This window comes from Streptomyces harbinensis (assembly GCF_900116145.1).
In the GTDB taxonomy this organism is placed as follows: domain Bacteria; phylum Actinomycetota; class Actinomycetes; order Streptomycetales; family Streptomycetaceae; genus Streptomyces; species Streptomyces carpaticus.
Genome location: NZ_FPAB01000001.1, coordinates 686,627 through 712,693, shown reverse-complemented (window position 1 = coordinate 712,693; position 26,067 = coordinate 686,627). Strand labels below are relative to the sequence as shown.

The following is a 26,067-nucleotide window of genomic DNA, read 5'->3' as shown; positions in this document are numbered from 1 at the left end:
GGCCACCGGCGACCCACCGTTTTCGGTCATGTCCCGGCGGCCGGGCCCGGCTCCTGGTGGCGCGGTCCGCCGCCGTCCTGCAGCAGGGTGTCCGCCGGGTCGTTGACCGGCTGCGGAGCGCCCGTCAGATCCAGTACGAACAGCGGCAGCCGCAGCGCGTCGGCCCGGCCCCGGGCCGGGCGGTCGTATCCGGCCAGCGAGAACGCCACGCCCCGGGCCGCCTCCAGCAGTCCGTGCATCCACAGCGTCTCGATCTCCCGCGAACCGGTCGGCTCGGTGGTGGTGTCCACCAGGCCCACCACCCCCTGGCCGTGCAGATCCACCCCCGATTCCGGGCGCGGCACGGCGGTGCGCACCTCGCGGAAGCCCAGCCAGCGCAGGAACTGCGCCGCGCACGCCACCGCGTCGTACCCGGTCCTGATGGTCAGCGGGGTGAACGGCGCCCGTTCGCGCTCCCCGTCCCGGACCGCCCCGGGCTCCGGCCGCCCGGCGGACAGCCGCACCGTCACCCCGCAGGGGCAGTCGAACTCCGGCTGGGGCCACTGCCCGGCCCGGCCGCAGGACGGACAGTCCAGTTCGGCCCAGGACGCCGCCCACGACCGGTGCCGTACCGGGGCGGGGTCCCTGTCCCACCGCACCGGCACGGACACCGCTGCACCACAGGAGCATGGGTACTCCGGGGGGACGTAGCTGTGCTCGCGCCGGCACGCCGGGCAGCGTACGGGCCTGCTCTGCTTCATCGGACGCTCCCGGGCCGGCGTTGGGCCATCTCAGTGTTCCTTATGGTCCCTTGATCACGCAGGAGTATGCTCACGGGTGGTGGCGGTACGTCATCCGGAGTGCGTCAATGGGGTCGCGGCTGTTCACGCGAATGTGACCGGGACTTTCGCCCTCCGTATGGCGCACTGTGCGGACAGTGATATTTACTGTCGTTGTTCGTGGCGGCCGGGCGCCAAGCATGCGCCGGGCGGACGCGGGCGCGTCGGGTGGTGTGGACGGCAGGGGAGGGCCCAGTGGCGGCAGGCGAGGCCGAGGCCGCGCGCGTCAGCGCGAGCGCGGTGGCCGACGAAGGAGATCCCCGGCTCACATCCCTGCGGACGGCGGTGGAGCGGCTGCGGGGGGACCTGAGCGGTTATCAGGCGTGGCTGGCCGACCGGGAGGTGGCCGAGCGCGAGCTGACGGTGCTGGCCGAGCAGCTGGCCGGCGGCGTTCCCGAGGACGCCCTGCTGAGCGCGGCGCTGCTGCGGATCGCGGCGGCCGTCGGCTCGGTCAGCGCGCTGGCCCCGGCGCTGGGCCAGCTGCGGGAGGCCGTCGAGCTGTTCGGGGTGCCGCGGCACCGGGTGCAGCCGCCCGTGCGGCACGGCGCTCCCTGACCACCGGCCCGAGGCCGCTTCGCCGGGTTAGGTTGGCGGGGTGCGACTGAGACTTGAGTTCACCACCGAACCCTTCGATCTGGACGAGCCGCCCGCGCACGCCCTGATGGCCCGTGAGGTCACCCTGGGCGCGGCGCTCGACACCGTGGACGTCGGGCCTTTCGGCAACACCGTCGAAGGCGGAGCCGATGAGGTGCTGACCCTGGTGAACGAGCTGGTCAGCAAGTCCCTGGCGGTCGGCGCCACCCGGATCTCCCTCCAGCTGAACGTCGTCGAGGGCAGCGGCCCGCGCGACCCGGAGGCCGCGCCGTGAGCGCGCCGGGCACCGGCGCCGAGTCCTTCATAGCCGCCGTCACCCCGCTGGTGGACGCCATCGGCGGCGAACTGCTCGCCCCGGAGCGGGCCGGCCCGGACGATGTGGTGCTGTCCTGGCAGGGCACCGAGGCGGTGGCCGTCCGGCTGCCCGATCTCTCCGCCTCGCTGGAACGCATCCTGGCGGAGCTGCGCCGCCGGCACGGCATGCCGCTGGCCGAGCTGGACCGCTCCACGAAGCAGCAGGTGGTACGGACCCTGGAGGCGCGGGGCGCGTTCGCGATGAGGCACGGAGTGGAGACGGTGGCGAGCGCCCTGGGCGTGAGCCGCTTCACCGTATACAACTACCTCAACCGCGAGCAGCGCGGCTGACCGGGCGTATGTCCCCCACCGGCGTGAATATCAACAAACTGTTGACGTCACTCGGAGTGCCCGGTTAGCTGGCCCCATGCCCGCTGACCCGCCGTCCGCGTCCCCCGCTCGCCTCAGCTGGTTCAATTCCGCGCCCCCCGGAGAACTGATCGCCGCGCTCCGGCCGGTCTGTGCCGCGCCCGATTGGGCCGGGGCACTGGTGTCGGGGCGCCCTTATCCCTCCCCGGCCGCACTGCTGGCCGCCTCCGACGCCGCCACCGCCGCCCTCGACGCCACCGGCATCGACCAGGCGCTCGCCGCCCACCCCCCGATCGGCCGTCCCGCCCCGGGCGACGCCGCCTCCGCGCGCGAACAGCGCGGCATGGCCGGCGCCCCGCCCGCGCTCGCCGCCGAGGTGCGCGAGCTGAACGACGCCTACCGGCGACGGTTCGGCCAGGTCTTCCTCATCTGCGCCACCGGACTGACCGCCGGACAACTGCGCGACGCGCTCCGCACCCGCCTCGGCAACAGCCCCGACACCGAACGCGCGACCGTCCGCACCGAACTGGCCGCCATCCACCGGCTGCGACTCACCCGGCTGCTGGCCGGTCCCACCGACCCCGCCGACTCCGCCGCGTCCCCCGACCCCGCCGCGTCCGCCGATCCCACTCACTCCCCGGCCGCCGCCGCCACCGTCTCCACCCACATCCTGGACACCGCGGCCGGCCGCCCCGCCCCCGGCATCGCGGTGGACCTGTCGGTCCCAGGACCCGGCCCCGGCACCTGGACCGCGCACGCCACCGCCGTCACCGACGCCGACGGCCGCTGCACCGGCCTGCCGCCGCTGCCCGCCCACACCACCGCCGCCCGGCTGCGCTTCGCCGTCACCGGCCCGTTCTTCCCCGAGATCAGCACCACCTTCGCCGTCACCCCCGGCGAGCACCACCATGTCCCGCTGCTGCTCAGCCCGTTCGGCTACTCCGTCTACCGAGGGAGCTGACCCCGCGATGCCCACACTCGGCCAGAACCAGTACGGCAAGGCGGAGACCCGCGTCGTCCGCGTCACCCGCGACGGCGCCACCCACCACCTGGAGGACCTCAAGGTCTCCGTCGCCCTCTCCGGCGACATGGACGAGGTGCACTACTCCGGCTCCAACGCCGCCGTCCTGACCACCGACGCCACCAAGAACACCGTCTTCGCCTTCGCCAAGGAACACGGCATCGGCTCACCCGAACGGTTCGGCATCCTCCTCGCCCGGCACTTCACCGAATCCCAGCCCACCCTCACCCGGGCCAGGATCCGCCTGGAGAGCTACGCCTGGGAACGCGTGCCCACCCCCGGCGAGGGCGACCACTCCTTCCTGCGCGACGGACGCGGCATCCGCACCGCCCAGGTCACCCACGACACCGAGGACGGCTGGGAAGTGCTCTCCGGGCTGACCGGCGTCACCGTACTGAACACCACCCACTCCGAGTTCCACGGCTTCCTCCGCGACCGCTACACCACCCTCGCCGAGACCCGCGACCGCGTCCTGGCCACCGACGTCACCGCCCTGTGGCGGCACCGCTGGGCCGGCCCCGCCGAGGACCGCGACTGGAACGCCTCCCACGCCGCCGCCCGCCGCCACCTGCTCGACGCCTTCGCCCGGACGTACTCGTACTCGCTCCAGCAGACCCTGTACGGCATGGGCGCCCGCGTCATAGACCACCGCCCCGAGATCGACGAGATCCGGCTCTCCCTCCCCAACAAGCACCACTTCCTGGCCGACCTCACCCCCTTCGGCATGGAGAACGACACCGAGGACGGCGCGGTCTACTTCGCCGCCGACCGGCCCTACGGCCTCATCGAGGCGACCGTGCTGCGCGACGGCGCCACCGCCCGCATCCCCATCGACGCCACCAACCTCTGAGGGACCCAGCCGCCATGACCACCGTCATCGAGAACTGCGCGATCGCCACCGTCGACGCGGCGGACACCGAGTACACCGACGGCCATCTGGTGATCACCGGCGACCGGATCGCGGCGGTCGGCCCCGGCCCCGCCCCCCGCGACCTGCCCGACGACGGCGCCCCGCCGCGCCGCATCGACGCCTCCGGCGCGCTCGCCACCCCCGGGCTGATCAACACCCACCACCACTTCTACCAGTGGCTCACCCGCGGCCTGGCGCAGAACGCCCACCTCTTCGACTGGCTCGTCGCGCTCTACCCCACCTGGTCGCGCATCGACGAACGCATGGTGCACGCCGCCGCCCGCGCCTCCCTCGCCATGATGGCCAGGGGCGGCGTCACCAGCGCCGCCGACCACCACTACATCTTCCCCCGGGGCACCGGCGATCTGCTGGGCGCCGAGATCGAGGCCGCCCGCGAGATCGGCCTGCGGTTCACCGCGGCCCGCGGCTCCATGGATCTCGGCACCTCCGACGGCGGACTGCCCCCGGACTTCGCCGTGGAGAGCATCGACGACGCCCTCGCCGCCACCGAGGCCGCCATCGACACCCACCACGACCCCGGTTTCTCCTCCATGCTGCGGATCGCGGTCGCGCCCTGCTCGCCGTTCTCCGTGACCACCGACCTCATGCGGCGCTCCGCCGAACTCGCCCGCGCCAAGGGCGTCCGGCTGCACACCCACGGCTCGGAGACCGTCGAGGAGGAGAAGTTCTGCCACGAACGGTTCGGCATGGGCCCCACCGACTACTTCGCCGAGACCGGCTGGCTCGGCGAGGACGTCTGGATGGCGCACTGCGTCCACATGTCCGACGACGACGTGGCGGCCTTCGCCCGCACCGGTACCGGCGTCGCCCACTGCCCCTCCTCCAACGCCCGCCTGGCCGCCGGCATCGCCCGCGTCCCCGACCTGCTGGCCGCCGGCGTCCCCGTCGGCCTCGGCGTCGACGGCACCGCCTCCAACGAATCCGGCGAACTCCACACCGAACTGCGCAACAGCCTGCTGGTTGCCCGCCTCGGCCCGCACCGCGAAGCCGCCCTCACCGCCCGCCAGGCGCTGCGTCTTGGCACCCACGGCGGCGCCCGGGTCCTCGGCCGCGGTGCCGAGACCGGCTCCCTGGAGCCCGGCAAGCTGGCCGACGTGGTGCTGTGGCAACTGGACGGGCTCGGCCACTCCACCATCGCCGACCCGGTCGCCGCCCTGGTGCTCGGCCCGCCCGCCCCCGTCACCCTCTCGCTGGTGGGCGGCCGGCCGGTCGTGGAGCGGGGCCGGCTGCTCACCGCCGACGAGCACGACATCGCCCGCACCGCCCGCGCCGAAGCCCGCCGACTGGCGGAAAGTTCATAGTGCGTCCATGGTCCCGGCCGCGCTCCGCGGCCAGGATCGTGCCCATGACGAGCGACGAGCGGACGTACGACCGCCGCCGGCTGCGGCAGTGGCTGGCCGGTACGGCACGGGCAGAGGGCATCGAACGGCGCGACCTGCTGCGGCTGCTGGCCGCCGCCGGGGTCACGGCGGCGACGGCGGGCGCACTGGCCAGAACCACCCCGGCGGCAGCCGCGGCCCCGGTGGGCCCGGCCACCGCCGCCGGCATCGTGAAGCCGCTGCCCGCCGACCGGTTCACCGTCCACGGCACCAACGCCGAAACCCGCTGGCAGGCCCTGCGCGGCACCGGCTACCACACCCCCAACGACCTCTTCTTCGTCCGCAACCACACCGTCACCCCCGCCCTGGACGCCGCCGACTGGCGGCTGCGGGTCTGGGGCGACGGGCTGCGCCACGGCCGTACCACCGAGTTCAGCCTGGCCGACCTGCGCGCCCTGCCCGCCACCGAACGCTCCGCCGCCGTGGAGTGCGCGGGCAACGGCCGCAGCTTCTTCCAGCGCCAGCAGGGCGAGACCGTCTCCGGCACCGCCTGGTCGCTCGGCGCCATCGGCGTGGCCCGCTGGCGCGGCGTACGGCTGGCCGAGGTGCTGCGCCGCGCCGGCCTCACCCGGCACGCCGTGGACGTCCAGCCGCGCGGCCTGGACGACCCGTTCGCCTCCGGCGGCATCGACCTGGGCCGGGTGCGGCGCCCGCTGCCGATCGCCAAGGCGCTGGACGACGTCCTGCTGGTGTACGAGATGAACGGCGCACCGCTGCCGCCGGACCACGGGCACCCGGTGCGGCTGCTGGTGCCGTCCTGGATCGGCATCGCCTCCATCAAGTGGCTCGGCGACATCGAGGTGTCCACCACCCCGCTCTACTCGCCGTGGAATACCGACCTCTACCGGCTCTTCGGCCCCGGCCACCCGGCGGAGGGCAGCGCACCGCTGACCCGGCAGACCCTCAAGAGCGCCTTCGAACTCCCGTGGGACGCGCCGCTGGCCCTCGGCCGCCCGCACCTGCTCACCGGCCGCTCCTGGTCGGGCGGGCGCGGGGTGCGTACGGTCCGGGTGAGCGTGAACGGCGGCGCCGACTGGCACCCGGCGACCCTGCACGACCCGCCGCGCGCGGGCGGCTGGACGCGCTGGTCGCTGCGGTGGACCCCGCGCACGGCGGGGCCCACCGCACTACTGGCCCGGGCCACCGACCTGGACGGCACCACCCAGCCGGACCGCACCCCGTACAACAGCCAGGGCTACCTCTTCGACGCGGTGGTCCGGCACCCGGTCACGGTGGGCTGACCCGGTCACCCGCCACGGCGGAGGCGAAGGCGGTCCAGCTGTCCGGCCGCACGGTGAGCACGGGCCCTGCGGGGTTCTTGGAGTCGCGGACGCGGATGGTGTGGGCGGAAGGCCGGGCAACCTCGACGCAGGCGCCGCCCTCGCTACCGCTGTAGCTGCTCTTGAACCAGGTCAGTGCGTTCGTCATGACTCTCCCAGCAACTGGTCCACCAGACGCATACTCTCCTTTGGGCTGAGAGCCTGCGACCGCAGCATCGCATACTTCTGGGACAGGATGCTCACCTCATATGGATCATGGATGAGATGACTGCCGCGCTGCACTTCGGTGTAGGCGAGTTGCTGATGTTCCGGGGTCTCCAGCAGGATGAACGGCCCGTCAAGTCCCGCGTTGCACTCACCGCTCAGCGGCATGACCTGGAGGGAGATACCGGGCAGTTCCGCACAGGCGCGGAGATGGCGAAGCTGGGCGAAGTACACTCCGTCACCGCCGATCCGGTACCTCAGCACCGGCTCCCAGACGATGAAGCTGGCGTTCAAGGGTGCCCCCTCACGGTGGAGGACCGCCTGGCGCTCCAGTCGGGCCACGAGCCGTGACTCGGTTTCTTCCTTGCTGAGAATTGGAACGATGTTCTCCAGTACGGCCCTTGCGTAGCCCTCGGTCTGCAACAGACCCGGCAGGACTTGATTCTCGTACCAGGACAGAGCAATCGCTTCCTGCTCATGAGCCACGTACTCCAGAACCCAGATCGGGAACTTCGTCTCATCCGGCAGGTTGTCGATCAGGACCCACAGCACCCCCTTGCTCTCCAGGATGCTGTCCAGCCGCTCCGCCATGTGCGGCAGCAGCGGGCGCCGTCCTTGTTCGATGGAGGCGATCGTCTCCATCGCCACACACGCCTTGTCCGCCAGGGCTCCCTGTGACAGACCCGCCTGGGTCCGTAGTCGTCCGACCAAGGCCCCCACCGTCCTCATGGCGGTGTTGTTCTTCTTCCGCTGATTACTCCTTGGCACGGCCATGCGAACCCACTCCCCATCCGCTCCTTCGCGTGACCGGAATCCGATCGTACTTTTCGGGCGTACGCGGTCACTTGCTGTCAGAGCGTAGGCAGTCCACGCCACTTGAGGTGGCGCGGACGGCGATTTTCATCACTTCGTGGGTTGCTCCAGCAACTCGTAGGCGGGCAGCGTCAGGAAGTCGATGTACGTCTCGTCCAGCGCGATCCGCAGCAGCAGGTCGAAGGCGCGCTGCCAGCCGTCCGCCGCGAAGGCGTCCTCGCCCACCTCGTCCCGGATGGCCAGCAGTTCGTCGGCGGCGATGCGCCGGACCCAGTCCCGGGTGACCTTCTGCCCGTCCGCCAGCTCCACCCCCGCGTCGATCCACTGCCACAGCTGGGAGCGGGAGATCTCGGCGGTGGCCACGTCCTCCATCAGATGGAAGACGGCGACCGCGCCCCGGCCGGCCAGCCAGGACTGGAGGTAACGGGTCCCGACCTGCACCGCGTTGCGGACCCCCGCCTCGGTGGGGCGGGCGGTGAGCGAACCGACGTCCAGCAGCTCGGCGGCCGTCACCCGCACGTCCTCGCGCAGCCGGTCCTTCTGGTGCGGGCGCTCGCCCAGCACCGCGTCGAAGGACTCCCGGGCCACCGGCACCAGCCCCGGATGCGCCACCCACGAGCCGTCGAAGCCGTCGGCGGCCTCCCGGTCCTTGTCGCTCTTCACCTTCTCGAAGGCCAGGGCGTTGGCGTCGGCGTCCTTGGCCGGGATGAACGCCGCCATGCCGCCGATGGCGTGGGCGCCGCGCTTGTGGCAGGTGCGCACGAGTAGTTCGGTGTAGGCGCGCATGAACGGGGCCGTCATCGTCACCGCGTTGCGGTCCGGCAGCACGAACGCCGGACCGGCGTCGCGGAAGTTCTTGATGAGGGAGAAGAGATAGTCCCAGCGCCCGGCGTTCAGCCCCGAGGCGTGCGCGCGCAGTTCGTAGAGGATCTCCTCCATCTCGAAGGCGGCGGTGATCGTCTCGATCAGCACGGTGGCGCGGATGGAGCCGTGGTCGATGCCGATGTACTCCTCGGCGAACGTGAACACGTCGTCCCACAGCCGCGCCTCGCGGTGCGACTCCAGCTTCGGCAGATAGAAGTAGGGCCCCTTGCCGAGTTCCAGCAGGAGCGCGGCGTTGTGGAAGAAGTACAGCCCGAAGTCCACCAGCGCGCCGGGCACCGGGCGGCCGTCCAGCACGAGGTGCCGCTCGTCCAGATGCCAGCCCCGGGGCCGGGCGACGACGGTGGCCAGCTCCTCCTCCGGCTTCAGCGCGTAGCGCTTGCCGCGCTCGTCGGTGAAGTCGATGCGCCGGCGGTGGGCGTCGGCGAGGCTGAGCTGACCGCCGATCACATTGGCCCAGGTGGGGGAGGAGGCGTCCTCGAAGTCGGCGAGCCACACCCGGGCGCCGGAGTTGAGGGCGTTGACCGTCATCTTGCGGTCGGTGGGCCCGGTGATCTCCACCCGCCGGTCGAGCAGCGCCTCGGGGGCCGGGGCAACCTGCCAGTCGCCGTCCCGGATGTGGGCGGTCTCCGGAAGGAAGTCCAGGGTGCCCGTCCGGGCGATCTCGGCCCGCCGTTCCGCGCGCGCGGCGAGCAGTTCGTCCCGCCGGGGGGTGAAGCGCCGGTGCAGCTCGCTCAGGAAGGCCAGGGCCTCCTCCGTCAGCACCTCCTCCTGGCGGTCGACAACAGCCGTGACGGCCATGGCACTCACTCCTTCGCGGGGCGACGCGGTACCAGCATGGAAAATGGATACTAGTTTTCTCATCGCGGAACCTCAATGAGGTGTTCCGAACGCCGCGAGGTCCCCCGGGGTGTCCAGGTCGGCGGGATCGGCGATGTCCCCGCACTCCACCAGCCGCACCCCGGCCGCCCGTTCCCGCAGATAGTCCCGCGCGCCCCGGTCGCCGCGCGCGGCGACCCGCACCCCGGCGAAGTGACCGGCCCCGATCAGCACCGGATGCCCGCGCCGCCCGCCGTACCCGGCGGCGGCCAGCGCATCCGGGGACCGGTACGCGCCCCGCACCCGCGCGACGGCCGCGGCCCCCACCCCCGGCTGATCCACCAGCAGCACCAGCGCGGCACCCCCGCCGGCCGCGGCCACCGCCTCGATGCCGGTGCGCAGCGAGGACCCCATGCCGGACTCCCACGCCGGATTGTCGACCGCCACGGCCCCACCGAGCACACCCAGCCGCCGCACCTCGGCCGCCCGCGCCCCCAGCACCACGACGACCCGCCCGCACCCGCCGTCCCGCAGCGCGCGTACCCCCCGCTCCACCAGCGTCCGCCCCCCGACCCGCAGCAGCGCCTTCCCACCCCCACCCATCCGCCGCCCCCCACCGGCGGCGAGCAGCAGGCCGACGACGTCGTTCACTGCCGGTAGCGGGGCAGTTCGCGGCTGTCCAGGTGCCAGCGGCCGACCGAGACCTTGTCGCCGAACGTGTAGTCGTGCCGGGCCCGGTAGCGCGGGCCGTCCGGTCCCGGGCCCGGATCGGAGAGCACGGAGATCACCGCGGTGCGCGGGTCGATCAGCAGATAGAGCGGGATGCCCATGGCGGGGTAGTCACGGAGTTTCTGCTGGTAGTCGTTGGCGAAGTTCGACGGGGACACCACCTCGCCGACCAGTTCCAGCAGCGACGCCTCCCAGCTGCCCGGGGTGTCCATGGCGCTCTCGGGCAGTACCACCACGTCCGGCCGGCGCAGGATCCCCAGCCCCGGGTGTTCCACATCGCCCCCGGTGTGGGCCACGAGATCGCCGTCGAGTTGCTGATTCAGCTGGCGTGCGACGCGCATCGCGATCAGCTCGTGGGTGCCCGAGGGGGACATCATCATGATGATGGAACCGTCCGAGATCTCAACTTTGGCTGCTTCGGGAATCTCACCGAGCCGGACCGCGACCTCCCGGATCCGCTCATACTCCATGACGTGCTCCTCGATGCGGGGCTTCCAGTGTGCAGCCCGGGGCGTCGAGGATTCCAACGGCGCGACCGTCATGTCCGGACCCCCGCCCGGGTCGCGGTGGCCGGTGCGGCGATGTCCACCGCCCGGCAGGGGGACGACGGTGCCGGATCGCTCATGTGCTGCTCCTCCCTCGGTGGCGCGGTCGCGGGCAGGCGACCCTTGCGAACGCTAGGGCGTCCGCCGGGAGGTGAATCGATACTGCGTGTTTTTGTCAGCCGATCAGGTCATCGCGCTCAGCGGATTCACGGACCGGCCAGCGCCGCCGACAGGTCGCCGGCCACCGCGCGGAGGATGGGGGCGAAGCGTTCCGTCGAGTGCTCCGTCACCCGGCCCGCCGGGCCGGAGATCGAGATCGCCGTCGCGGTGGGGGAGTCCGGGACCCGCACCGCGATGCAGCGCACGCCTATCTCCTGCTCGTTGTCGTCCACCGCGTACCCCCGCTCCCGCACCGTCCGCAGCGCCCGTACGAACGCGTCCGGCGTGGTGATCGTCCGCTCCGTCGAGGCCGGCATCCCGGTGCGCGCCAGCAGCGCCCGTACCTGCTCCTCCGGCAGATCCGCCAGCAGCGCCTTGCCCACCCCGGTGGTGTGCGGCAGCACCCGGCGGCCCACCTCCGTGAACATCCGCATCGAGTGCCGGGAGGGCACCTGCGCCACGTACACGACCTCGTCGCCGTCCAGCAGCGCCATGTTGGCCGTCTCGCCGGTCTCCTCCACCAGCCGTGCCAGCTGCGGACGCGCCCAGGTGGCCAGCGGGCGGGCGGCGGCCTCGCCGAGCCGGATCAGCCGCGGCCCCAGCGCGTACCGGCGGTTGGCCTGCTGCCGTACGTATCCGCAGCTCACCAGCGTCCGCATCAGCCGGTGGATGGTCGGCAGCGGCAGCCCGCCGGCGGCGGCCAGCTCGCTCAGCCCGATCTCACCCCCCGCGTCCGCCATGTGCTCCAGAAGACTGAAAGCCCGTTCGAGGGACTGGACGCCGCCACCGCCGGCGGAGGGCTTGCGCACATCGGACGGCCGCACGTCGGGTTCCTTTCCCAGCCGATAGCCGCAGCCTACCCGTCCTTGACGTGCCGCCCGGGCCCCCCGAGGATCGGTTCAACAAAGCGTTGAAGCAGCCATGGCGAAGGGGTGCCCCTTGTCCGCTGTATCCGATGGGCCCGGTGTGCCGCCCGGCCCGCCCGCACCCGAGGTGGTGCTGCGCTCCACCCGGGTCGTCCTGCCCGACGGGGTACGGCCGGCCGCCGTCGAGATCGCCGGCGGGCGGGTCCGCGCCGTACGGGAGCACTCCGCCCCGCCCGTCCCCGGGCAGGTGCTGCGCGACTACGGCGACGCCGCCCTGCTGCCCGGACTGGTCGACACCCATGTGCATGTGAACGACCCGGGGCGCAGCGAGTGGGAGGGCTTCTCCACCGCCACCGCCGCGGCGGCGGCCGGCGGCATCACCACCCTCGTCGACATGCCACTCAACAGCCTGCCGCCGACCACCGACCCGGCGGCCCTCACCGTCAAACGTGCCACCGCCCGCGAACAGGCGCACGTGGACGTCGGGTTCTGGGGCGGCGCGGTGCCCGGCAACCTCGGCCGGCTGGGGCCGCTGCACGCCGCCGGCGTGTTCGGGTTCAAGTGCTTTCTCTCCCCGTCCGGCGTCGAGGAGTTCCCGCATCTGGAGCCGGCGGCGCTGGAGCGGGCCGTCCGTGCCTGCGCGGCGCTGGACGCGCTGCTCATCGTGCACGCCGAGGACCCGCACCACCTCGCCGCCGCCCCCGACGGCAGCCGCCGGTACGCCGACTTCCTGGCCTCCCGGCCGCCCGCCGCCGAACACGCCGCGGTGGAACGGCTGCTGGATCTCGCCGAGCGGTACCGCGCCCGCGTCCACATCCTCCACCTCTCCGCGGCCACCGCCCTGCCCGCCCTCGCCGCCGCCCGCGCCGCCGGGGTGCGGGTCACCGTCGAGACCTGCCCGCACTTCCTCACCCTCACCGCCGAGGAGATCCCGGACGGCGCCACCGAGTTCAAGTGCTGCCCGCCCATCCGGGACGCCGCCAACCGCGAGGCGCTGTGGGCGGGGCTCGCCGCCGGCACCATCGACGCGGTCGTCTCCGACCACTCGCCCGCCACCGCCGACCTCAAGGTGCCCGATTTCGGCGCCGCCTGGGGCGGGATCTCCTCGCTCCAGCTCACCCTGCCCGCGATGTGGACCGCCGCCCGGCCGCGCGGCCACGACCTGGCCGATGTGGTGCGCTGGATGGCGGCCGGCCCCGCCGCGCTCGCCGGGCTCGGCCACCGCAAGGGCGCGCTGGCGCCCGGCCACGACGCCGACATCGCCGTGTTCGACCCGGAGGCCGCGTTCACCGTCGATCCGGCCGCCCTGCACCACCGCAACCCCGTCACCGCCTACGCCGGCCGCACCCTGCACGGGCAGGTGCGCGAGACCTGGCTGCGCGGCGAACTCATCGCCGTGCGCGGCCGGGTGCTGGCCAGGACCGGCCGGCTCATCGACCGCGACCGTGCCCCCGGTCCGGCCGCGACCCCCGTGAGGAGCAGCACCACACCATGAGCACCGCGCACTTCACCGGCCCCGCCGCCCCGTACACCGGCGGCGATCCCTACGCCGACTACCGGGCGCCGTCCCCGGACGAGGTCCCCTTCACCGCGCTGGCCGATCTCGCCGACCGGCGGATCGGCGGCACCGTCCTGGCCGCCTCCGACGAGTTCTTCGCCGAACGCGACCACCTGCTGGCCCCGGCACCGGCCCACTTCGACCCGGCGGCGTTCGGCACCCGCGGCAAGATCATGGACGGCTGGGAGTCGCGGCGGCGCCGTGCCGTCGCCGCGGACGACCACGACTGGGCGCTGATCCGGCTCGGGGCGCCCGGCGTGGTGCACGGCCTGCTGGTGGACACCGCCCACTTCCGCGGCAACCACCCGCAGTCCGTCTCCGTCGAGGCCACCGAGGCCGAGGGCCACCCGGACGCCGCCGCCCTGCTCGGCCCGGCCACCCGGTGGACCGAACTCGTGCCGCGCACCGGGACGGGCGGGCACGCCGCCAACGTCTTCGAGGTTCCGGCGGCCGCCCGGCGGCGCTTCACCCATCTGCGGCTGCGGCAGTATCCGGACGGCGGCATCGCGCGGCTGCGGGCGTACGGGGAGGTACGGCCCGACCCGGCCTGGCTGCGGGCGCTGGGCACCTTCGACGTGGCGGCGCTGGAGTACGGGGGTTTCGCCGAGGACGCCTCGGACCGGTTCTACTCCTCGCCGCTGAACACCATCACCCCGGGCCGGCCGCGCACCATGGGGGAGGGCTGGGAGACCAGGCGCCGCCGCGACGACGGCAACGACTGGGTGCGGTACCGGCTGGCCGGCCGCTGCGTGGTGCGCGCGGTGGAGATCGACACCGGCTGCTACAAGGGCAACGCCCCCGGCCACGCGGCGGTTTCGGTCCGCGACGGGGAGGCGGGCCGGTGGCGGGTCCTGCTGCCGCGCACCGCGCTGCTGCCGGACACGGTGCACCGGTTCGTGGTGCCGGAGGCCCCGCCCGCCACCCACGCCCGGCTCGACATCTTCCCGGACGGCGGCATCGGCCGGCTGCGTCTGTACGGTTCGCTCAGCTGACCGGGAGATGCTGTGGAGTTGCCCGGCGGCGTTGTGAACTCCTGGAGAAATTCCCGCAGGTGCCGTTGACGCCGGTCACGCTACGCGCGTCACACTATTGGCATGGGCATGAACCTCATCTCCAGGATCGTCCGGACCGGCGCCATGGGCGCCCTCGCCACCGGACTGCTCCTCGGCGGCGGCACCACCGCCACCGCGAGCGCAGCCCCTTCCCCCACACCCCCCACCGTCACCGCCACCGACGTCGCCCCCACCGCCGTGGGCAACGTCTGCTACAGCGCCCTGCCCGCGCAGGCGTACGACACCCTCGGCCTCATCGCCCGCGGCGGCCCCTACCCGTTCCCCCAGGACGGCACGACGTTCTACAACCGTGAAGGGCTGCTGCCGAGCCGGGCAACTGGGTATTACAAGGAGTACACGGTCATCACACCCGGCAGCGACACCCGTGGCGCCCGGCGCATCGTCACGGGCGACTCCTACCGCGAGGACTACTACACCGCCGACCACTACGCCTCCTTCCGGCTGATCAACTACGGCTGCTGACACGGCTGCCGATCCCGGCAGCCGCCACGGACCGGCGTCCCCCCACCGACGGCGCCGGGGCCCGCGTACCCCACATCTGCGCGCGGCCCCGGCGCCGTCACCCTTCGCTCCTGCGCGCGGGCCGGATAGGCGTTTACCGCCGTGTGCGGCTGTGAAGTGCTCAGATATGAACCAGGACGATGACGTCATCGATCTCATCGATCAGCACGCCGTGGGCGCCGACTTCACCCGTGACCCGTACGCCGTCTTCGCCGCGCTGCGCCGCCGCGGCCCCGTCCACCGGGTGCGGTTCCCCGAGGGAACGCAGGGCTGGCTGGTGGTCGGCCACCGGCACGCCAGGTCCGTCCTCGCCGACAACCGGCTGACCAAGGACTGGCGGCACGCGAACCCCCGGCTGCGCGGCTCCCGGGTCTCCCCGGCCACGCACATGCTCGGCGCCGATCCGCCCGACCACACCCGGATGCGCAGGCTGGTGGCCCGTGAGTTCACCCCGCGCCGGGTGGCGGCGCTGGCGCCGCGCGTCCAGGAGATCACCGACGAACTGCTCGACACCATGCTGGCGGCCCCGGACGGCACCGCCGATCTGGTGGACGCCTTCTCCTTCCCGCTCCCCATCACCGTCATCTGCGAACTGCTGGGCGTGCCCTTCCTGGACCGCGACCGCTTCCGCGCCTGGTCCAACCAGGTGCTCGGCGCCTCCCTCGACAAGGAGGCCAAGCACGAGACGGTCGGCCTGATGAGCCACTACCTGGAAGAACTCATCGCCGCCAAGCGGTCCCGGCCGGGCGATGACCTGATGAGCGCGCTGATCCACACCGCCGACGAGGACGGCGACCGGCTGGCCCCCGCCGAACTCGTCGGCATGGCCTGGCTGCTGCTGGTGGCCGGTCACGAGACCACCGTCAACCTCATCAGCAACGGCGTTCTCGCCCTGCTCCAGCACCCCGACCAACTCGCCCTGCTGCGCCAGGACCCGGACCTGCTGGACGGCGCGGTGGAGGAGATCCTGCGCTACGACGGACCGGTGTCCACCCCCACCTACCGCTTCACCCGGGAGCCGTACGAGATCGCCGGCACCGTCATCCCGGGCGGCGGGGAACTCGTCCTGCCGGCCATCGCCGACGCCGGACGCGACCCCGAGCGCTTCCCCGGGCCCGACCGGTTCGACATCCGCCGCGACACCTCCGGCCACCTCGCCTTCGGGCACGGCATCCACCACTGCCTGGGGGCCCCGCTGGCCCGGCTGGAGGGCCGGATCGCGCTGCGCACCCTGCTGCTGGACCGCGTCCCCGACCTGGCCCTGGACATCCACCCGGCCGCGATCACCTGGCGGGACGGGTCCCTGGTGCGCGGCCCGGTGCGGCTGCCGGTGCGCTGGAAGCCGCCCACGGTCTAGCCGTCCGCGGATCAGCCGTCCGCGCCGGCCCGGGTGTACCGGGTCACGCTGACACCGGAGTCGAAGGCGCGGGTGGCGACCGGGGTGAAACGGAACGGCTCGAAGGGACCGTCGAACAGCGGGATGCCGGAGCCCAGCACGATCGGGTTCCGCTTGATGACCAGCTCGTCGATCTCCGGGCGCAGTGCGGCGGCCAGCTTGCCCCCGCCGCACAGCCAGATCCCCAGGTCGCTCTCGCGCCGCTTCAGCTCCCGCACCACCGTCACCGGGTCCTCGGCGGTGACTCGCACCGAGGGGTCGGTGCCGGTCCTGGTGCGGGAGAAGACGTACTGCTCCAGATGCGGGTAGGGGCTGGTGATGCCCTCGCCGAGGGCCGGCAGATAGGTGCCCCAGCCCATCAGCACGGTGTCGAACCGCCGGTTCGGCACGTCCTCCAGGCCCAGTGCCTTGCGGCCCTGTACGGGGACGGCCTCGGGGTATTCGGGCAGCAGCGCCTCCGTGACGTCGGGCTCGATGGGAAAGAAGCCGAAGCCGCCGTCGGGGGCGGCGATGAAGCCGTCGAGGGTGACGGCGACGTAATAGGTGAGAGAGCGCATACGGTAACTCCTGCCAGCTGATGTACTCTGTTTGAAGTGGTCTGAACGTAGTACTGCACTCGCAGTGGTGTCAAGGGAGATCCGGATGCGCCAGAACCCCGCCCGCCGAACCGCGCTCCTGGACGCCGCCATCGGCGTCCTCGCCGAGGAAGGCTCCCGCGGCCTGACCCTGCGCGCCGTCGACAAGGCGGCCGGCGTCCCCACCGGCACCGCCTCCAACTACTTCAGCAACCGCTCGCAGCTGCTCGGCCAGCTCATGGCCCGCGTCCAGGAACGGCTGGCCCCCGACCCCGAACGGCTCGCCCGCACCCTGGAGGCGGCCCCCTCCCGGGAACTGGTCACCGCCCTGATGGGCCAGCTCATGGAACGGCTGCGCGCCGACCGGGCCGGCCACCTCGCCATGCTGGAGCTGCGCCTGGAGGCCACCCGCCGCCCGGAGCTGGCCGCCGAACTGGGGCCCTTCCTCCGGGCCGAGGTGCGGGAGCTGACCGACTTCCACGTCCACCACCAGCTGCCCGGCGGCCGGACCGGGGTGTTCCTGCTGTATCTCGCCATGCTCGGGCTCATCGTCAACGAACTCACCGTCCCGGAACTGCTCGCCGGCCACCCCGAGGAGGAGCTGATCGAAGCCCTGGTCAACCGCCTGCTCGCGCCGGAGTCGCCTCCCGTGTGACCCCGGGCATGGGCATGGCGGGATCCCGCCGGTACGGTTCCGGACGGCGTGGCGGATACTTGGCCGGGACTCCCAGCCGGACACATGCCGGATGAAACAGACGACGAAGGAGACGGGGCCGCGTGGTGAGGTGCGCATGAGCCGACGACGAGGCAGGCAGACGGGCCGGGCCGCCACCGCCGTACTGCTCCTCACCGCGATGCTGCTGATGGCCGGATGCAGTTCCACCGGCGGCCGGCGGGCGGAGAACGCCGAGGCCACGGCCGAGGCCACCACCGGAGGCGGCGGTGGCGGAGGCGGCGGCAGCGCGGCGGGGACCGGAGCCGGCGGCTACACCCTGGCCATGGTCACCCACTCCGGTGACGGCGACACCTACTGGGACATCGTGCGCTCCGGCGCCGAGGTGGCGGCCGAGAAGGACGACATCAACTTCCTCTACTCCCACCACAGCGACGCAGGCCAGCAGGCCCAGCTGGTGCAGGCGGCCATCGACCAGGGCGTCGACGGGCTGATCGTCACCCTCGCCAAGCCGGAGGCCATGGAGGACGTGGTACGCCGCGCGGTCGCCGCCGGCATCCCGGTGATCACCGTCAACTCCGGCCAGGACGTCTCGGCCGGCTACGGCGCCCTGGCCCACATCGGCCAGGACGAGGTGCTGGCCGGCGAGGCGGTCGGCGAGGAACTGAACGCCCGCGGCGCCGCCAAGGCCGTCTGCCTCTTCCACGAGCAGGGCAACGTCGGCCACGAACAGCGCTGCGACGGCGTCCGCAACACCTTCGACGGCACCGTGGAGAACCTGTACGCGGACGGCGCCAACATGCCCGCGGTGGAGTCCACCCTGGAGGCCCAGCTGATCACCGATCCCGCCCTGGACACCGTGATCACCCTCGGCGCGCCCTACGCGCCGATCGCCGCCAAGGCCGCCGACCAGGCCGGCAGCGACGCCGAGATCGTCACCTTCGACCTGAACGCCCAGGTCGCCGTCGGCCTCCAGGACGGCTCCATCGCCTTCGCCGTCGACCAGCAGCCCTACCTCCAGGGCTACGAGTCCGTCGACCTGCTGTGGCTGCACCTGACCAACGGCAACATCCTCGGCGGCGGGCAGCCGGTGCTCACCGGACCGCAGATCGTCACCCAGGACGAGGCCGACGCCCTGATCGAGTACGCCCAGCGAGGCACCAGGTGACCGAGACCACGACCGCCCCCACCCCGCCGCCCGCCGCCGGCCGCCCCGAGGGCGACGACCGCCTGATACGCCGGTCGCTGCCGCGCCGGCTGCTGGGCCGCCCGGAGCTCGGCGCCGTCATCGGCGCCGCCGCCCTGTTCGTCTTCTTCGCGATCGTCGCCGACAGCTTCCTGAAGCTCGGCTCCCTCTCCACGGTCGTCTACGCCTCCTCCACCATCGGCATCATGGCCGTCCCGGTGGCCCTGCTCATGATCGGCGGGGAGTTCGACCTGTCCACCGGGGTGCTGGTCACCTTCTCGGCGCTGGTCTCCTCCCAGGTCAGCTACCAGCTCACCGCGAACGTGTGGGTGGGCGTGGGGGTGTCCCTGCTGGTCACCCTGGCCGTCGGCCTCTTCAACGGCTTCATGCTGGTGCGCACGAAGCTGCCCTCGTTCATCATCACGCTGGGCACCTTCCTGATGCTCACCGGCATCAATCTCGGACTGACCAAGGTCATCAGCGGCACCGTCACCACCCGCAGCATCGGCGACATGGACGGCTTCGGCGCCGCCCGCTCCGTCTTCGCCGCCCGCTACGAGGTGGGCGGCGTCAGCGTCAACGTCACCGTCCTGTGGTGGCTGGGCCTGCTCGCGCTCGCCACCTGGATCCTGCTGCGCACCCGGGCCGGCAACTGGATCTTCGCCGTCGGCGGCGCCCCCGAGGCGGCCCGCGCGGTCGGCGTACCGGTCAACCGCACCAAGATCGGCCTGTACCTGGGCGTGGCGCTGGCCGCCTGGATCTCCGGCCAGCACCTGCTCTTCAGCTACGACGTCATCCAGTCGAGCGAGGGCATCGGCAACGAGCTGATCTACATCGCGGCGGCCGTCATCGGCGGCTGTCTGCTCACCGGCGGCTACGGTTCGGCGATCGGCGCCGCGGTCGGCGCGTTCATCTTCGGGATGACCAACAAGGGCATCGTCTTCGCCCAGTGGGACCCCAACTGGTTCAAGTTCTTCCTGGGCGCCATGCTGCTGCTGGCCACGCTGCTGAACGCCTGGATCCGCAAGCGGGCGGAGGCCACCCCATGAACGACCGCGCACCCCTGCTGGAGCTGGAGCGGGTCAGCAAGCTCTACGGCAACATCCGTGCCCTCACCGATGTCTCGCTGGCCGCCGACTCCGGCGAGGTCACCTGCGTCCTGGGCGACAACGGCGCGGGCAAGTCCACCCTCATCAAGATCATCTCCGGGCTGCACCGCCACGACGGGGGCACGTACCGCCTCGACGGCACCGAGCTGCGTCTCGGCTCCCCGCGCGAGGCCCTGGACCGGGGCATCGCCACCGTCTACCAGGACCTGGCCGTCGTCCCGCTCATGCCCGTCTGGCGGAACTTCTTCCTCGGCTCCGAGCCGGTCAAGGGCCGCGGCCCGCTGCGTCGCCTGGACGTGGCCACGATGCGCGCCACCACCCGTTCGGCCCTGGCCCGGATGGGCATCGAGCTGCGGGACGTGGACCAGCCGATCGGCACGCTGTCCGGCGGCGAGCGGCAGTGCGTGGCCATCGCCCGCGCCGTGCACTTCGGTGCCCGCGTCCTGGTGCTGGACGAGCCGACCGCCGCCCTCGGCGTCAAGCAGGCCGGTGTCGTCCTGCGGTACGTGGCCGCCGCCCGCGACGCGGGCCTCGCCGTGGTGCTGATCACCCACAACCCGCACCACGCGCACCTCGTCGGGGACCGGTTCGTCCTGCTCAAGCGGGGCACGATGGCCGGCAGCCACCGGGCCGACGAGATCACCCTGGACGAACTGACCCGCCAGATGGCGGGCGGCGCCGAGCTGGCCGAGCTGGGGCACGAACTGCGGCGGGGTGATCCCACGGACGCCGCCTAGCGCGGCGTAGGGCAGAATCGAGCCGATGAGTACCTACCGTGAGCGAGTCCACCGGTCATCGGCGAGGGCGACGGTGCTGCGCACCATCGCCACCCGGGAGCGCCGCTCGCACCTGTCGGCGCCCAGGGTGCCCACCGTCGGGATCGACATCGGCGGCACGAAGGTGATGGCCGGGGTCGTGGACGCCGACGGCACCGTCCTGGAGCGGGTGCGGACCGAGACTCCGGACAAGTCCAAGAGCCCCAAGGTCGTCGAGGACACCATCGCCGAGCTGGTGCTCGACCTCTCCGACCGGCACGATGTGCACGCGGTGGGCATCGGCGCGGCCGGCTGGGTGGACGCGGACCGCTCCAAGGTGCTGTTCGCCCCGCACCTGGCCTGGCGCAACGAGCCGCTGCGCGACGCGCTGACCTCGCGGCTGGCGGTGCCGGTGATGGTGGACAACGACGCCAACACCGCCGCCTGGGCCGAGTGGCGCTTCGGCGCCGGACGCGGCCAGGACCAGCTGGTGATGATCACCCTGGGTACGGGCATCGGCGGCGCCATACTGGAGGGCGGCCGGGTCAAGCGCGGCCAGTACGGGGTGGCGGGGGAGTTCGGCCACATGCAGGTGGTGCCCGGCGGGCACCGCTGCCCGTGCGGCAACCGGGGCTGCTGGGAGCAGTACAGCTCGGGCAACGCCCTGGTGCGCGAGGCCCGGGAGCTGGCCGCCGCCGACTCCCCGGTGGCGCACCACACGCTGGAGCGGGTGAGCGGCCAGATCAGCGAGATCACCGGGCCGATGATCACGGAGCTGGCCCGGGAGGGCGACGCCATGTGCGTCGAACTGCTCCAGGACATCGGCCACTGGCTCGGGGTGGGCATCGCCAATCTCGCCGCCGCCCTGGACCCGTCCTGCTTCGTCATCGGCGGCGGCGTCAGCGAGGCGGACGATCTGCTCATCGGACCGGCCAGGGACGCGTTCCGCCGCCAGCTCACCGGCCGCGGCTACCGCCCCGAGGCCCGTATCGTCCGCGCCCAGCTCGGCACCGACGCCGGCATGGTCGGCGCCGCCGACCTGGCCCGCCTGGTGGCCCGCCGCTTCCGCCGCGCCAACCGCCGCCGGGCCGAGCGCGTCCACCGGGGCGGCTTCGACCTGACCCTGCCGCGATCGTGGTCGATCAGCTCATGAGCACGGCCCCGGACACCGAGCGCCCGCCGCACCGCCCCCGGCACCGCTGGCTGGCGGCGATCGTGGTGGTGCTGCTGATCGCGATCCCGGCCGGCTATCTGGCGATGTCGGCGTGGCAGAGCCGGGAGAGCGGCGAGGACAAGGCGCGCTCCGCCTCGGCCCGGGCCCTGATCTACGAGTGGCCCAGCAAGGTGCAGCGCCGCATCTACGACATCCCCATCCCGGACGGCTCCACCTACGTCGGCTACTACGAGACCAACGCCTGGCAGCGCAGCACGATGTACGTGCAGTTCCGCACCACCCCCGGCCAGCTGGCGGTCTTCCTGGAGGAGGCCGGCACCGAACGCGCGGCCCTGGAGGAGGGCACCATCGCCATCGCCCCCAGCCAGGCGGACGTGATCGGCTGGTCCTTCGACGACCCGGAACGCACCTACGCCAGCACGGTCGTCCCCGGCGACGCCTCGGCCCCCCAGGTGACGATCACGGTGGACATCACCAAGGAGGAGAACCCCCGGGTGTACGTGGTCTCCACGACCGAGCCCTGACGCGCCGGGCGCCACGGCCGGCACGCCGGTCGTTCACGTGGTCAACTCCCTTGTGATCAGCCCGTGTTGAAGTGATGACCGGATGATCATAAGGTCAGCGGATCATGCCGATCACCTTTCAGGGCTGCTCCTTCGGCTACCGCAGGAACCGCCCCGTTCTCCATGACCTCACCTTCACCTTCCCGACGGGTCGCACGGTCTTCCTGGGCGTCAACGGAGCGGGCAAGAGCACCGTGCTCTCCCTCGCCGCCACCGTCCGCACCCCCGCCACCGGCCACGTCAGCCACGGCACACTGCGTACCGACCGCCGCTCCGATCTGCGCGCCTACCGGCGCCGGGTCGCGTGGCTGCCCCAGCAGGTCCACCCGGTGCCCGGACTGACCGTCCGCGAACAGGTCGCCTACGCCGGCTGGCTCAAGGGCATGCGCCGCGGCGACGCCCGGCGCCAGGCGCTCCAGGCCCTGGCCCAGGTGGAGATGGAGGAGTTCGCCGACCACCGGGCCACCCAGCTCTCCGGCGGACAGCTGCGCCGCGTCGCCATCGCCCAGGCACTCGTCCACGACGCCGAGGTCCTGCTGCTGGACGAACCCACCGCCGGCCTCGACCTGCGCCAGCGCCGGGTCTTCCAGGACGCCCTCGACCAGCTGCCGCCGCACGTGCACGCCATCGTCTCCACCCACGACGTGGCGGACGTCGAAACCGACTTCGAGCACGTCGTCGTTCTGGACGGCGGGCAGATCATGTTCACCGGCCCCGTCGCCGACTTCCTCGACCACGCCCCCGCCGGCACCCCCGAGACGCGCCGCGCCGAGGAAGCCTTCCACGCGCTCACCGGACCGGAGGCGGCATGGGCTTCCTGACCTCACTGCGCGTCTCCAGCGTCGCCTGGGTGCTGCTGCCGACCCTGGTGGTCTCCTGGGTGATGACGGAGGACCGCACCCGGTTCGCCGTCGAGGGCTACGGAGCCGCGGCGGCCAATTCCGCGCTGGAAGCCCTCTTCGTCCCCGCCGCGGCCTGCGCCGGCTGCGCGGCCTGGGAGGCGTGGCGGCTGCGGCGGGCCGGGATCTGGCGGCTCCCGCACGGCCGCGGACGGTACGCGGTCGCCGCCAACGCCCTGGCCCCGGTGGCCCTCCTGGGCGCCGCCGGGCTGCTCACCTCGCTGGCGTCCGCCTGGGTGGAACTGCGCGCGGTGCCCGACCTCGCCGGTGTGCCCATGCTGCTCACCGGCGTCCTCGTCCTCGTCTCCCACAGCGCGGTCGGCTTCCTGCTCGGCAGCCTGCTGCCGGGCCTCCTCTCCGCCCCGCTGATGCTGCTGGCGAGCTATCTGTGGATGGGCATGCCCGCCACGATGGAGCCCCCGCTGCGCTACCTCAACGGCCTGCCCACCGGCTCGGTCCAGGTCACGGAAACCTTCGCCGTCGGCAGCTGGGCCGCCCCCGGCCTGCTCGCCCTCGGCCTCGTCGCCGGCACCATGGCGGCCGTCGCCCCGCTGCTGCGGCAGGTGGCGGTCCGGGTCCTGGCCGCGGCGGGCTGCGTCACCGCCGCCGCCCTCGGCGCGTACGCCATCGTCGCGGACTGGGAGTACGAGCCCAGGACGGTACCGCGCGCCTTCACCCCCGTGTGCGCCGGCGAAGCACCCGCCGTCTGCGTGCCGCCCGAATACCGCGCCGCGCTGCCCGGCGCACGGGAGGCCGCGGACGAAGTGATCCCGCTGCTGGCCGCCGCCGGGTTCACCGTGCCGGAACGGATCGTGATGCAGTCCGACCGGGCGCCCCTGCCCGAGAACAGCTGGCTCTTTTACAGCGACCCCACACTGACCGAAGGACAGCACCGGGAGTCGATCGCCTTCAGCCCGCTGCCCTGGCACCCGCCGTGTTCGTTCGCCACGACGACGGACTGGGATCTGGAGAGCACGGCCCGCGCCTGGCTGTGGCTCACCGCCGGTGAGCCGGAGACGTTCAACCGCCACGACGAACACCTGCGCGCCGCCGAGGAGATCCGGGCCCTGCCGGTCGCCGAGCAGCAGGAGTGGTTCCGGAGCATCGAGGAACCGCTGACCGTCTGCCGGCCGGAGGTCCTGTGATCCTGTGGGCCACGGCCCGGCAGCTGTGGCTGCTCGGCCTCATCGTCCCGGCGTACGTGCTCGCGCTGGTGATCCTGGACGACCGTTCGGCCTCGCTGCCGGCGGTCTCCGGCGGATCGCCCGCCACCGTGCTGTCGCTGTTGGTCCCCCTGCTGGTGGTGCTCGGGCTGCTGCACTGCCTCGGCCGGGGCCTGCCCGACCAGGAACACACCGGGGTGCGGCGGACCTGGCGTTACGACCTGGCGCTGGCCGTCGCCGTGGTCGCGCCGGCCGTACCGCTCGGACGTGCCCTCGCGCAGTGGCTGGACACCCCGACCCTGGCCGCCACCGGCCGCACCCTGCTGTTCCTGTGCGGCCTGATGCTGCTGGTCCGCGGCCTCGCCGACGACCGCGTGGCCGGGGCCGCACCCGTGGTGTGGCTGGTCCTGGTCACCCTCCTCGGGTACGGCCACGCCGGCTACCCGCACCCCTGGACGGTGGTCCTGCTGCCGCCCGGGGACGAGGGGGCCTGGGCGGTGTCGGCCGCGGTGTTCGCGGCCGGTCTCGCGCTGCTCCCCCGCCGGGGGCGGGTACGGTCCGGCTGACTCCGGCGCGCGGCGGCCGATCCGGGCCGGCCTACAGGTGATCGCGGGCCAGTTCCTCCGCCGCGCGCTCCAGCAGCGGGCCCGCGTTGCGCATCGAGGTGGCCGGGTCCGGTTCCAGCGCGGACAGGGGGTACGCGCGCTCGATGCCCGCCGTGCGCAGGGTGCCGCTGTCGATGGCCAGCCGGCCGCAGACCGCGACCACCTTGCGGCCGGCCGCGCGGGAGGCCGCCGCCACGCCCGCCGGGGCCTTGCCGTGCAGGGTCTGCGCGTCCAGCGAGCCCTCGCCCGTGATCACCAGCGTCGCCCGCTCCAGCGCCGGCGCGAAGCCCAGCACATCGAGCAGCACCTCGATCCCGGGCCGGAAGACCGCGTTCAGCCCGACCAGCGCGCCGAAGCCGACGCCGCCCGCCGCGCCCGCGCCCGGGGCGGCGGCCAGATCGGTGCGGCCCAGCACCCCGGCGAAGTGGCTCAGCGCCGCGTCCAGTGCCGCGACGTCCTGCGGATCGGCGCCCTTCTGCGGGCCGTAGACCGCCGCCGCGCCCTGCGGGCCGGTCAGCGGGTTGTTCACATCGCCGGCCAGGATGACCTCGGTGTCCTTCCACCGCGGGTCGAGGCCGGTCAGGTCGGCGCTCACCAGTTCCCGCAGCGGGCCGCCCCCGTGCGGCAGCGGGTCGCCGTCCTCGTCCAGCAGCCGCGCCCCCAGCGCCGCCAGCATGCCGGCGCCGCCGTCGGTGGTGGCCGAGCCGCCCACCCCGAGCACGATGGTGCGCGCGCCCGTCTCCAGCGCGGCGCGCAGCAGTTCGCCGGTGCCGTAGGTGGTCGCGGTCAGCGGCGCGAACACCCCCGGCGGCAGGTGCCGCAGCCCCGACGCCTCCGCCATCTCCACGATCGCGGTCCCGCCGCGTACCGCGAATCCGGCGGTGACCGGGGCGCCCAGCGGCCCCGTCACCTCCCGCTCGTGGAGGGTGAAACCGGCCTCCACCGCCGCCGCGACCGTACCGTCGCCCCCGTCGGCCACCGGCAGGGCCTCCACCGCCACCTCCGGACGGACCCGGTGCAGGCCCGCCGTGACATGGGCGGCGACCTCCGCTGCGGTGAGTGACCCCTTGAACTTGTCCGCGGCGATGAGTACGCGCGCCGTCTGACCCATGGTCTGCCCCTGTTGTGGTCGCT

At 72.9% G+C, this 26,067-nt stretch carries 29 protein-coding genes; 20 read left to right on the top strand and 9 right to left on the bottom strand.

Annotation, left to right across the window (positions count from 1 at the left end):
* Positions 1–26: 26 nt before the first annotated feature.
* Positions 27–740, bottom strand: coding sequence for a hypothetical protein (locus tag BM385_RS03200; protein WP_093842112.1), 714 nt, complete (start codon positions 738–740; stop codon positions 27–29).
* A gap of 273 nt (positions 741–1,013) precedes the next feature.
* Here BM385_RS03200 and BM385_RS03195 point away from each other — a divergent pair, with 273 nt between their 5' ends.
* The 7 genes from BM385_RS03195 (at position 1,014) to BM385_RS03165 (ending at position 6,647) form a co-directional block, all read left to right on the top strand.
* Entirely contained in the window at positions 1,014–1,373 is a 360-nt protein-coding gene (locus BM385_RS03195; RefSeq protein WP_019434176.1) for a DUF5955 family protein, read from the top strand.
* 40 nt (positions 1,374–1,413) lie between these two features.
* On the top strand, positions 1,414–1,686 hold the full coding sequence (locus BM385_RS03190) for a YkoF family thiamine-binding protein (RefSeq protein ID WP_019434177.1): 273 nt from the start codon (positions 1,414–1,416) through the stop codon (positions 1,684–1,686).
* A complete protein-coding gene (locus BM385_RS03185) occupies positions 1,683–2,057 on the top strand; it encodes a helix-turn-helix domain-containing protein (protein WP_093842111.1) in 375 nt (124 codons plus the stop codon). The genes BM385_RS03190 and BM385_RS03185 overlap by 4 nt, the downstream gene beginning before the upstream one ends.
* Before the next feature lie 76 nt (positions 2,058–2,133).
* On the top strand, positions 2,134–3,036 hold the full coding sequence (uraD, locus tag BM385_RS03180) for a 2-oxo-4-hydroxy-4-carboxy-5-ureidoimidazoline decarboxylase (protein WP_078576132.1): 903 nt from the start codon (positions 2,134–2,136) through the stop codon (positions 3,034–3,036).
* 7 nt (positions 3,037–3,043) lie between these two features.
* Positions 3,044–3,946 (top strand): factor-independent urate hydroxylase, encoded by a 903-nt coding sequence (pucL, locus tag BM385_RS03175; RefSeq protein WP_019434180.1) that lies wholly within the window; start codon positions 3,044–3,046, stop codon positions 3,944–3,946.
* 14 nt (positions 3,947–3,960) lie between these two features.
* Positions 3,961–5,328, top strand: coding sequence for an 8-oxoguanine deaminase (locus BM385_RS03170; protein ID WP_093842110.1), 1,368 nt, complete (start codon positions 3,961–3,963; stop codon positions 5,326–5,328).
* Between the two features lie 44 nt (positions 5,329–5,372).
* Complete coding sequence (locus BM385_RS03165; protein ID WP_093842109.1) at positions 5,373–6,647, top strand: sulfite oxidase; 1,275 nt, start codon at positions 5,373–5,375, stop codon at positions 6,645–6,647.
* On the opposite strand, the gene BM385_RS03160 is transcribed toward BM385_RS03165, so the two are convergent.
* From BM385_RS03160 to BM385_RS03135, 6 genes are all read right to left on the bottom strand, one after another.
* Positions 6,634–6,834, bottom strand: a complete 201-nt coding sequence (locus BM385_RS03160) for a DUF397 domain-containing protein (RefSeq protein WP_093842108.1) — start codon at positions 6,832–6,834, stop codon at positions 6,634–6,636. The genes BM385_RS03165 and BM385_RS03160 overlap by 14 nt on opposite strands.
* Complete coding sequence (locus BM385_RS03155) at positions 6,831–7,619, bottom strand: helix-turn-helix domain-containing protein (protein WP_093842107.1); 789 nt, start codon at positions 7,617–7,619, stop codon at positions 6,831–6,833. Before BM385_RS03155 ends, BM385_RS03160 begins: the two co-directional genes overlap by 4 nt.
* A gap of 174 nt (positions 7,620–7,793) precedes the next feature.
* The gene (gene aceB / locus BM385_RS03150) at positions 7,794–9,386 is read right to left on the bottom strand and encodes a malate synthase A (protein WP_093842106.1); all 1,593 of its coding nucleotides are present in this window, start codon (positions 9,384–9,386) and stop codon (positions 7,794–7,796) included.
* 72 nt (positions 9,387–9,458) lie between these two features.
* A complete protein-coding gene (locus BM385_RS03145; protein WP_093842105.1) occupies positions 9,459–10,055 on the bottom strand; it encodes a nucleotidyltransferase family protein in 597 nt (198 codons plus the stop codon).
* A complete protein-coding gene (locus BM385_RS03140; protein ID WP_019434185.1) occupies positions 10,052–10,603 on the bottom strand; it encodes a Uma2 family endonuclease in 552 nt (183 codons plus the stop codon). Before BM385_RS03140 ends, BM385_RS03145 begins: the two co-directional genes overlap by 4 nt.
* A 281-nt stretch (positions 10,604–10,884) precedes the next feature.
* Positions 10,885–11,661 (bottom strand): IclR family transcriptional regulator, encoded by a 777-nt coding sequence (locus tag BM385_RS03135; RefSeq protein ID WP_019434186.1) that lies wholly within the window; start codon positions 11,659–11,661, stop codon positions 10,885–10,887.
* Between the two features lie 115 nt (positions 11,662–11,776).
* On the opposite strand from BM385_RS03135, the gene allB reads away from it, so the two are divergent.
* The 4 genes from allB (at position 11,777) to BM385_RS03115 (ending at position 16,192) form a co-directional block, all read left to right on the top strand.
* A complete protein-coding gene (gene allB, locus BM385_RS03130; RefSeq protein WP_254791426.1) occupies positions 11,777–13,198 on the top strand; it encodes an allantoinase AllB in 1,422 nt (473 codons plus the stop codon).
* On the top strand, positions 13,195–14,253 hold the full coding sequence (gene alc, locus BM385_RS03125; RefSeq protein ID WP_093842103.1) for an allantoicase: 1,059 nt from the start codon (positions 13,195–13,197) through the stop codon (positions 14,251–14,253). The genes allB and alc overlap by 4 nt, the downstream gene beginning before the upstream one ends.
* A gap of 108 nt (positions 14,254–14,361) precedes the next feature.
* Positions 14,362–14,796, top strand: a complete 435-nt coding sequence (locus tag BM385_RS03120) for a guanyl-specific ribonuclease (protein WP_026047490.1) — start codon at positions 14,362–14,364, stop codon at positions 14,794–14,796.
* 166 nt (positions 14,797–14,962) lie between these two features.
* Positions 14,963–16,192 (top strand): cytochrome P450 family protein, encoded by a 1,230-nt coding sequence (locus BM385_RS03115; protein ID WP_093842102.1) that lies wholly within the window; start codon positions 14,963–14,965, stop codon positions 16,190–16,192.
* Positions 16,193–16,203: 11 nt separating this feature from the next.
* On the opposite strand, the gene BM385_RS03110 is transcribed toward BM385_RS03115, so the two are convergent.
* The gene (locus BM385_RS03110) at positions 16,204–16,788 is read right to left on the bottom strand and encodes a dihydrofolate reductase family protein (protein WP_093842101.1); all 585 of its coding nucleotides are present in this window, start codon (positions 16,786–16,788) and stop codon (positions 16,204–16,206) included.
* Between the two features lie 85 nt (positions 16,789–16,873).
* On the opposite strand from BM385_RS03110, the gene BM385_RS03105 reads away from it, so the two are divergent.
* The 9 genes from BM385_RS03105 to BM385_RS03065 all read left to right on the top strand — a co-directional run bounded on the left by BM385_RS03105 (position 16,874) and on the right by BM385_RS03065 (position 24,894).
* Complete coding sequence (locus BM385_RS03105) at positions 16,874–17,461, top strand: TetR/AcrR family transcriptional regulator (protein WP_093842100.1); 588 nt, start codon at positions 16,874–16,876, stop codon at positions 17,459–17,461.
* Between the two features lie 199 nt (positions 17,462–17,660).
* Complete coding sequence (locus BM385_RS03100) at positions 17,661–18,647, top strand: sugar ABC transporter substrate-binding protein (RefSeq protein WP_455568283.1); 987 nt, start codon at positions 17,661–17,663, stop codon at positions 18,645–18,647.
* Entirely contained in the window at positions 18,644–19,714 is a 1,071-nt protein-coding gene (locus BM385_RS03095) for an ABC transporter permease (RefSeq protein ID WP_019434194.1), read from the top strand. Before BM385_RS03100 ends, BM385_RS03095 begins: the two co-directional genes overlap by 4 nt.
* The gene (locus tag BM385_RS03090; RefSeq protein ID WP_019434195.1) at positions 19,711–20,511 is read left to right on the top strand and encodes an ATP-binding cassette domain-containing protein; all 801 of its coding nucleotides are present in this window, start codon (positions 19,711–19,713) and stop codon (positions 20,509–20,511) included. The genes BM385_RS03095 and BM385_RS03090 overlap by 4 nt, the downstream gene beginning before the upstream one ends.
* Before the next feature lie 25 nt (positions 20,512–20,536).
* Entirely contained in the window at positions 20,537–21,682 is a 1,146-nt protein-coding gene (locus BM385_RS03085; RefSeq protein ID WP_026047492.1) for an ROK family glucokinase, read from the top strand.
* Positions 21,679–22,227, top strand: a complete 549-nt coding sequence (locus BM385_RS03080; RefSeq protein ID WP_106438442.1) for a hypothetical protein — start codon at positions 21,679–21,681, stop codon at positions 22,225–22,227. Before BM385_RS03085 ends, BM385_RS03080 begins: the two co-directional genes overlap by 4 nt.
* 104 nt (positions 22,228–22,331) lie before the next feature.
* The gene (locus BM385_RS03075) at positions 22,332–23,087 is read left to right on the top strand and encodes an ABC transporter ATP-binding protein (RefSeq protein WP_019434198.1); all 756 of its coding nucleotides are present in this window, start codon (positions 22,332–22,334) and stop codon (positions 23,085–23,087) included.
* Positions 23,075–24,310, top strand: coding sequence for a DUF7224 domain-containing protein (locus BM385_RS03070; protein WP_019434199.1), 1,236 nt, complete (start codon positions 23,075–23,077; stop codon positions 24,308–24,310). Before BM385_RS03075 ends, BM385_RS03070 begins: the two co-directional genes overlap by 13 nt.
* The gene (locus BM385_RS03065) at positions 24,307–24,894 is read left to right on the top strand and encodes a hypothetical protein (protein WP_019434200.1); all 588 of its coding nucleotides are present in this window, start codon (positions 24,307–24,309) and stop codon (positions 24,892–24,894) included. The genes BM385_RS03070 and BM385_RS03065 overlap by 4 nt, the downstream gene beginning before the upstream one ends.
* 31 nt (positions 24,895–24,925) lie before the next feature.
* On the opposite strand, the gene BM385_RS03060 is transcribed toward BM385_RS03065, so the two are convergent.
* Positions 24,926–26,044, bottom strand: a complete 1,119-nt coding sequence (locus tag BM385_RS03060; RefSeq protein ID WP_019434201.1) for a glycerate kinase — start codon at positions 26,042–26,044, stop codon at positions 24,926–24,928.
* Between the last annotated feature and the right edge of the window lie 23 nt (positions 26,045–26,067).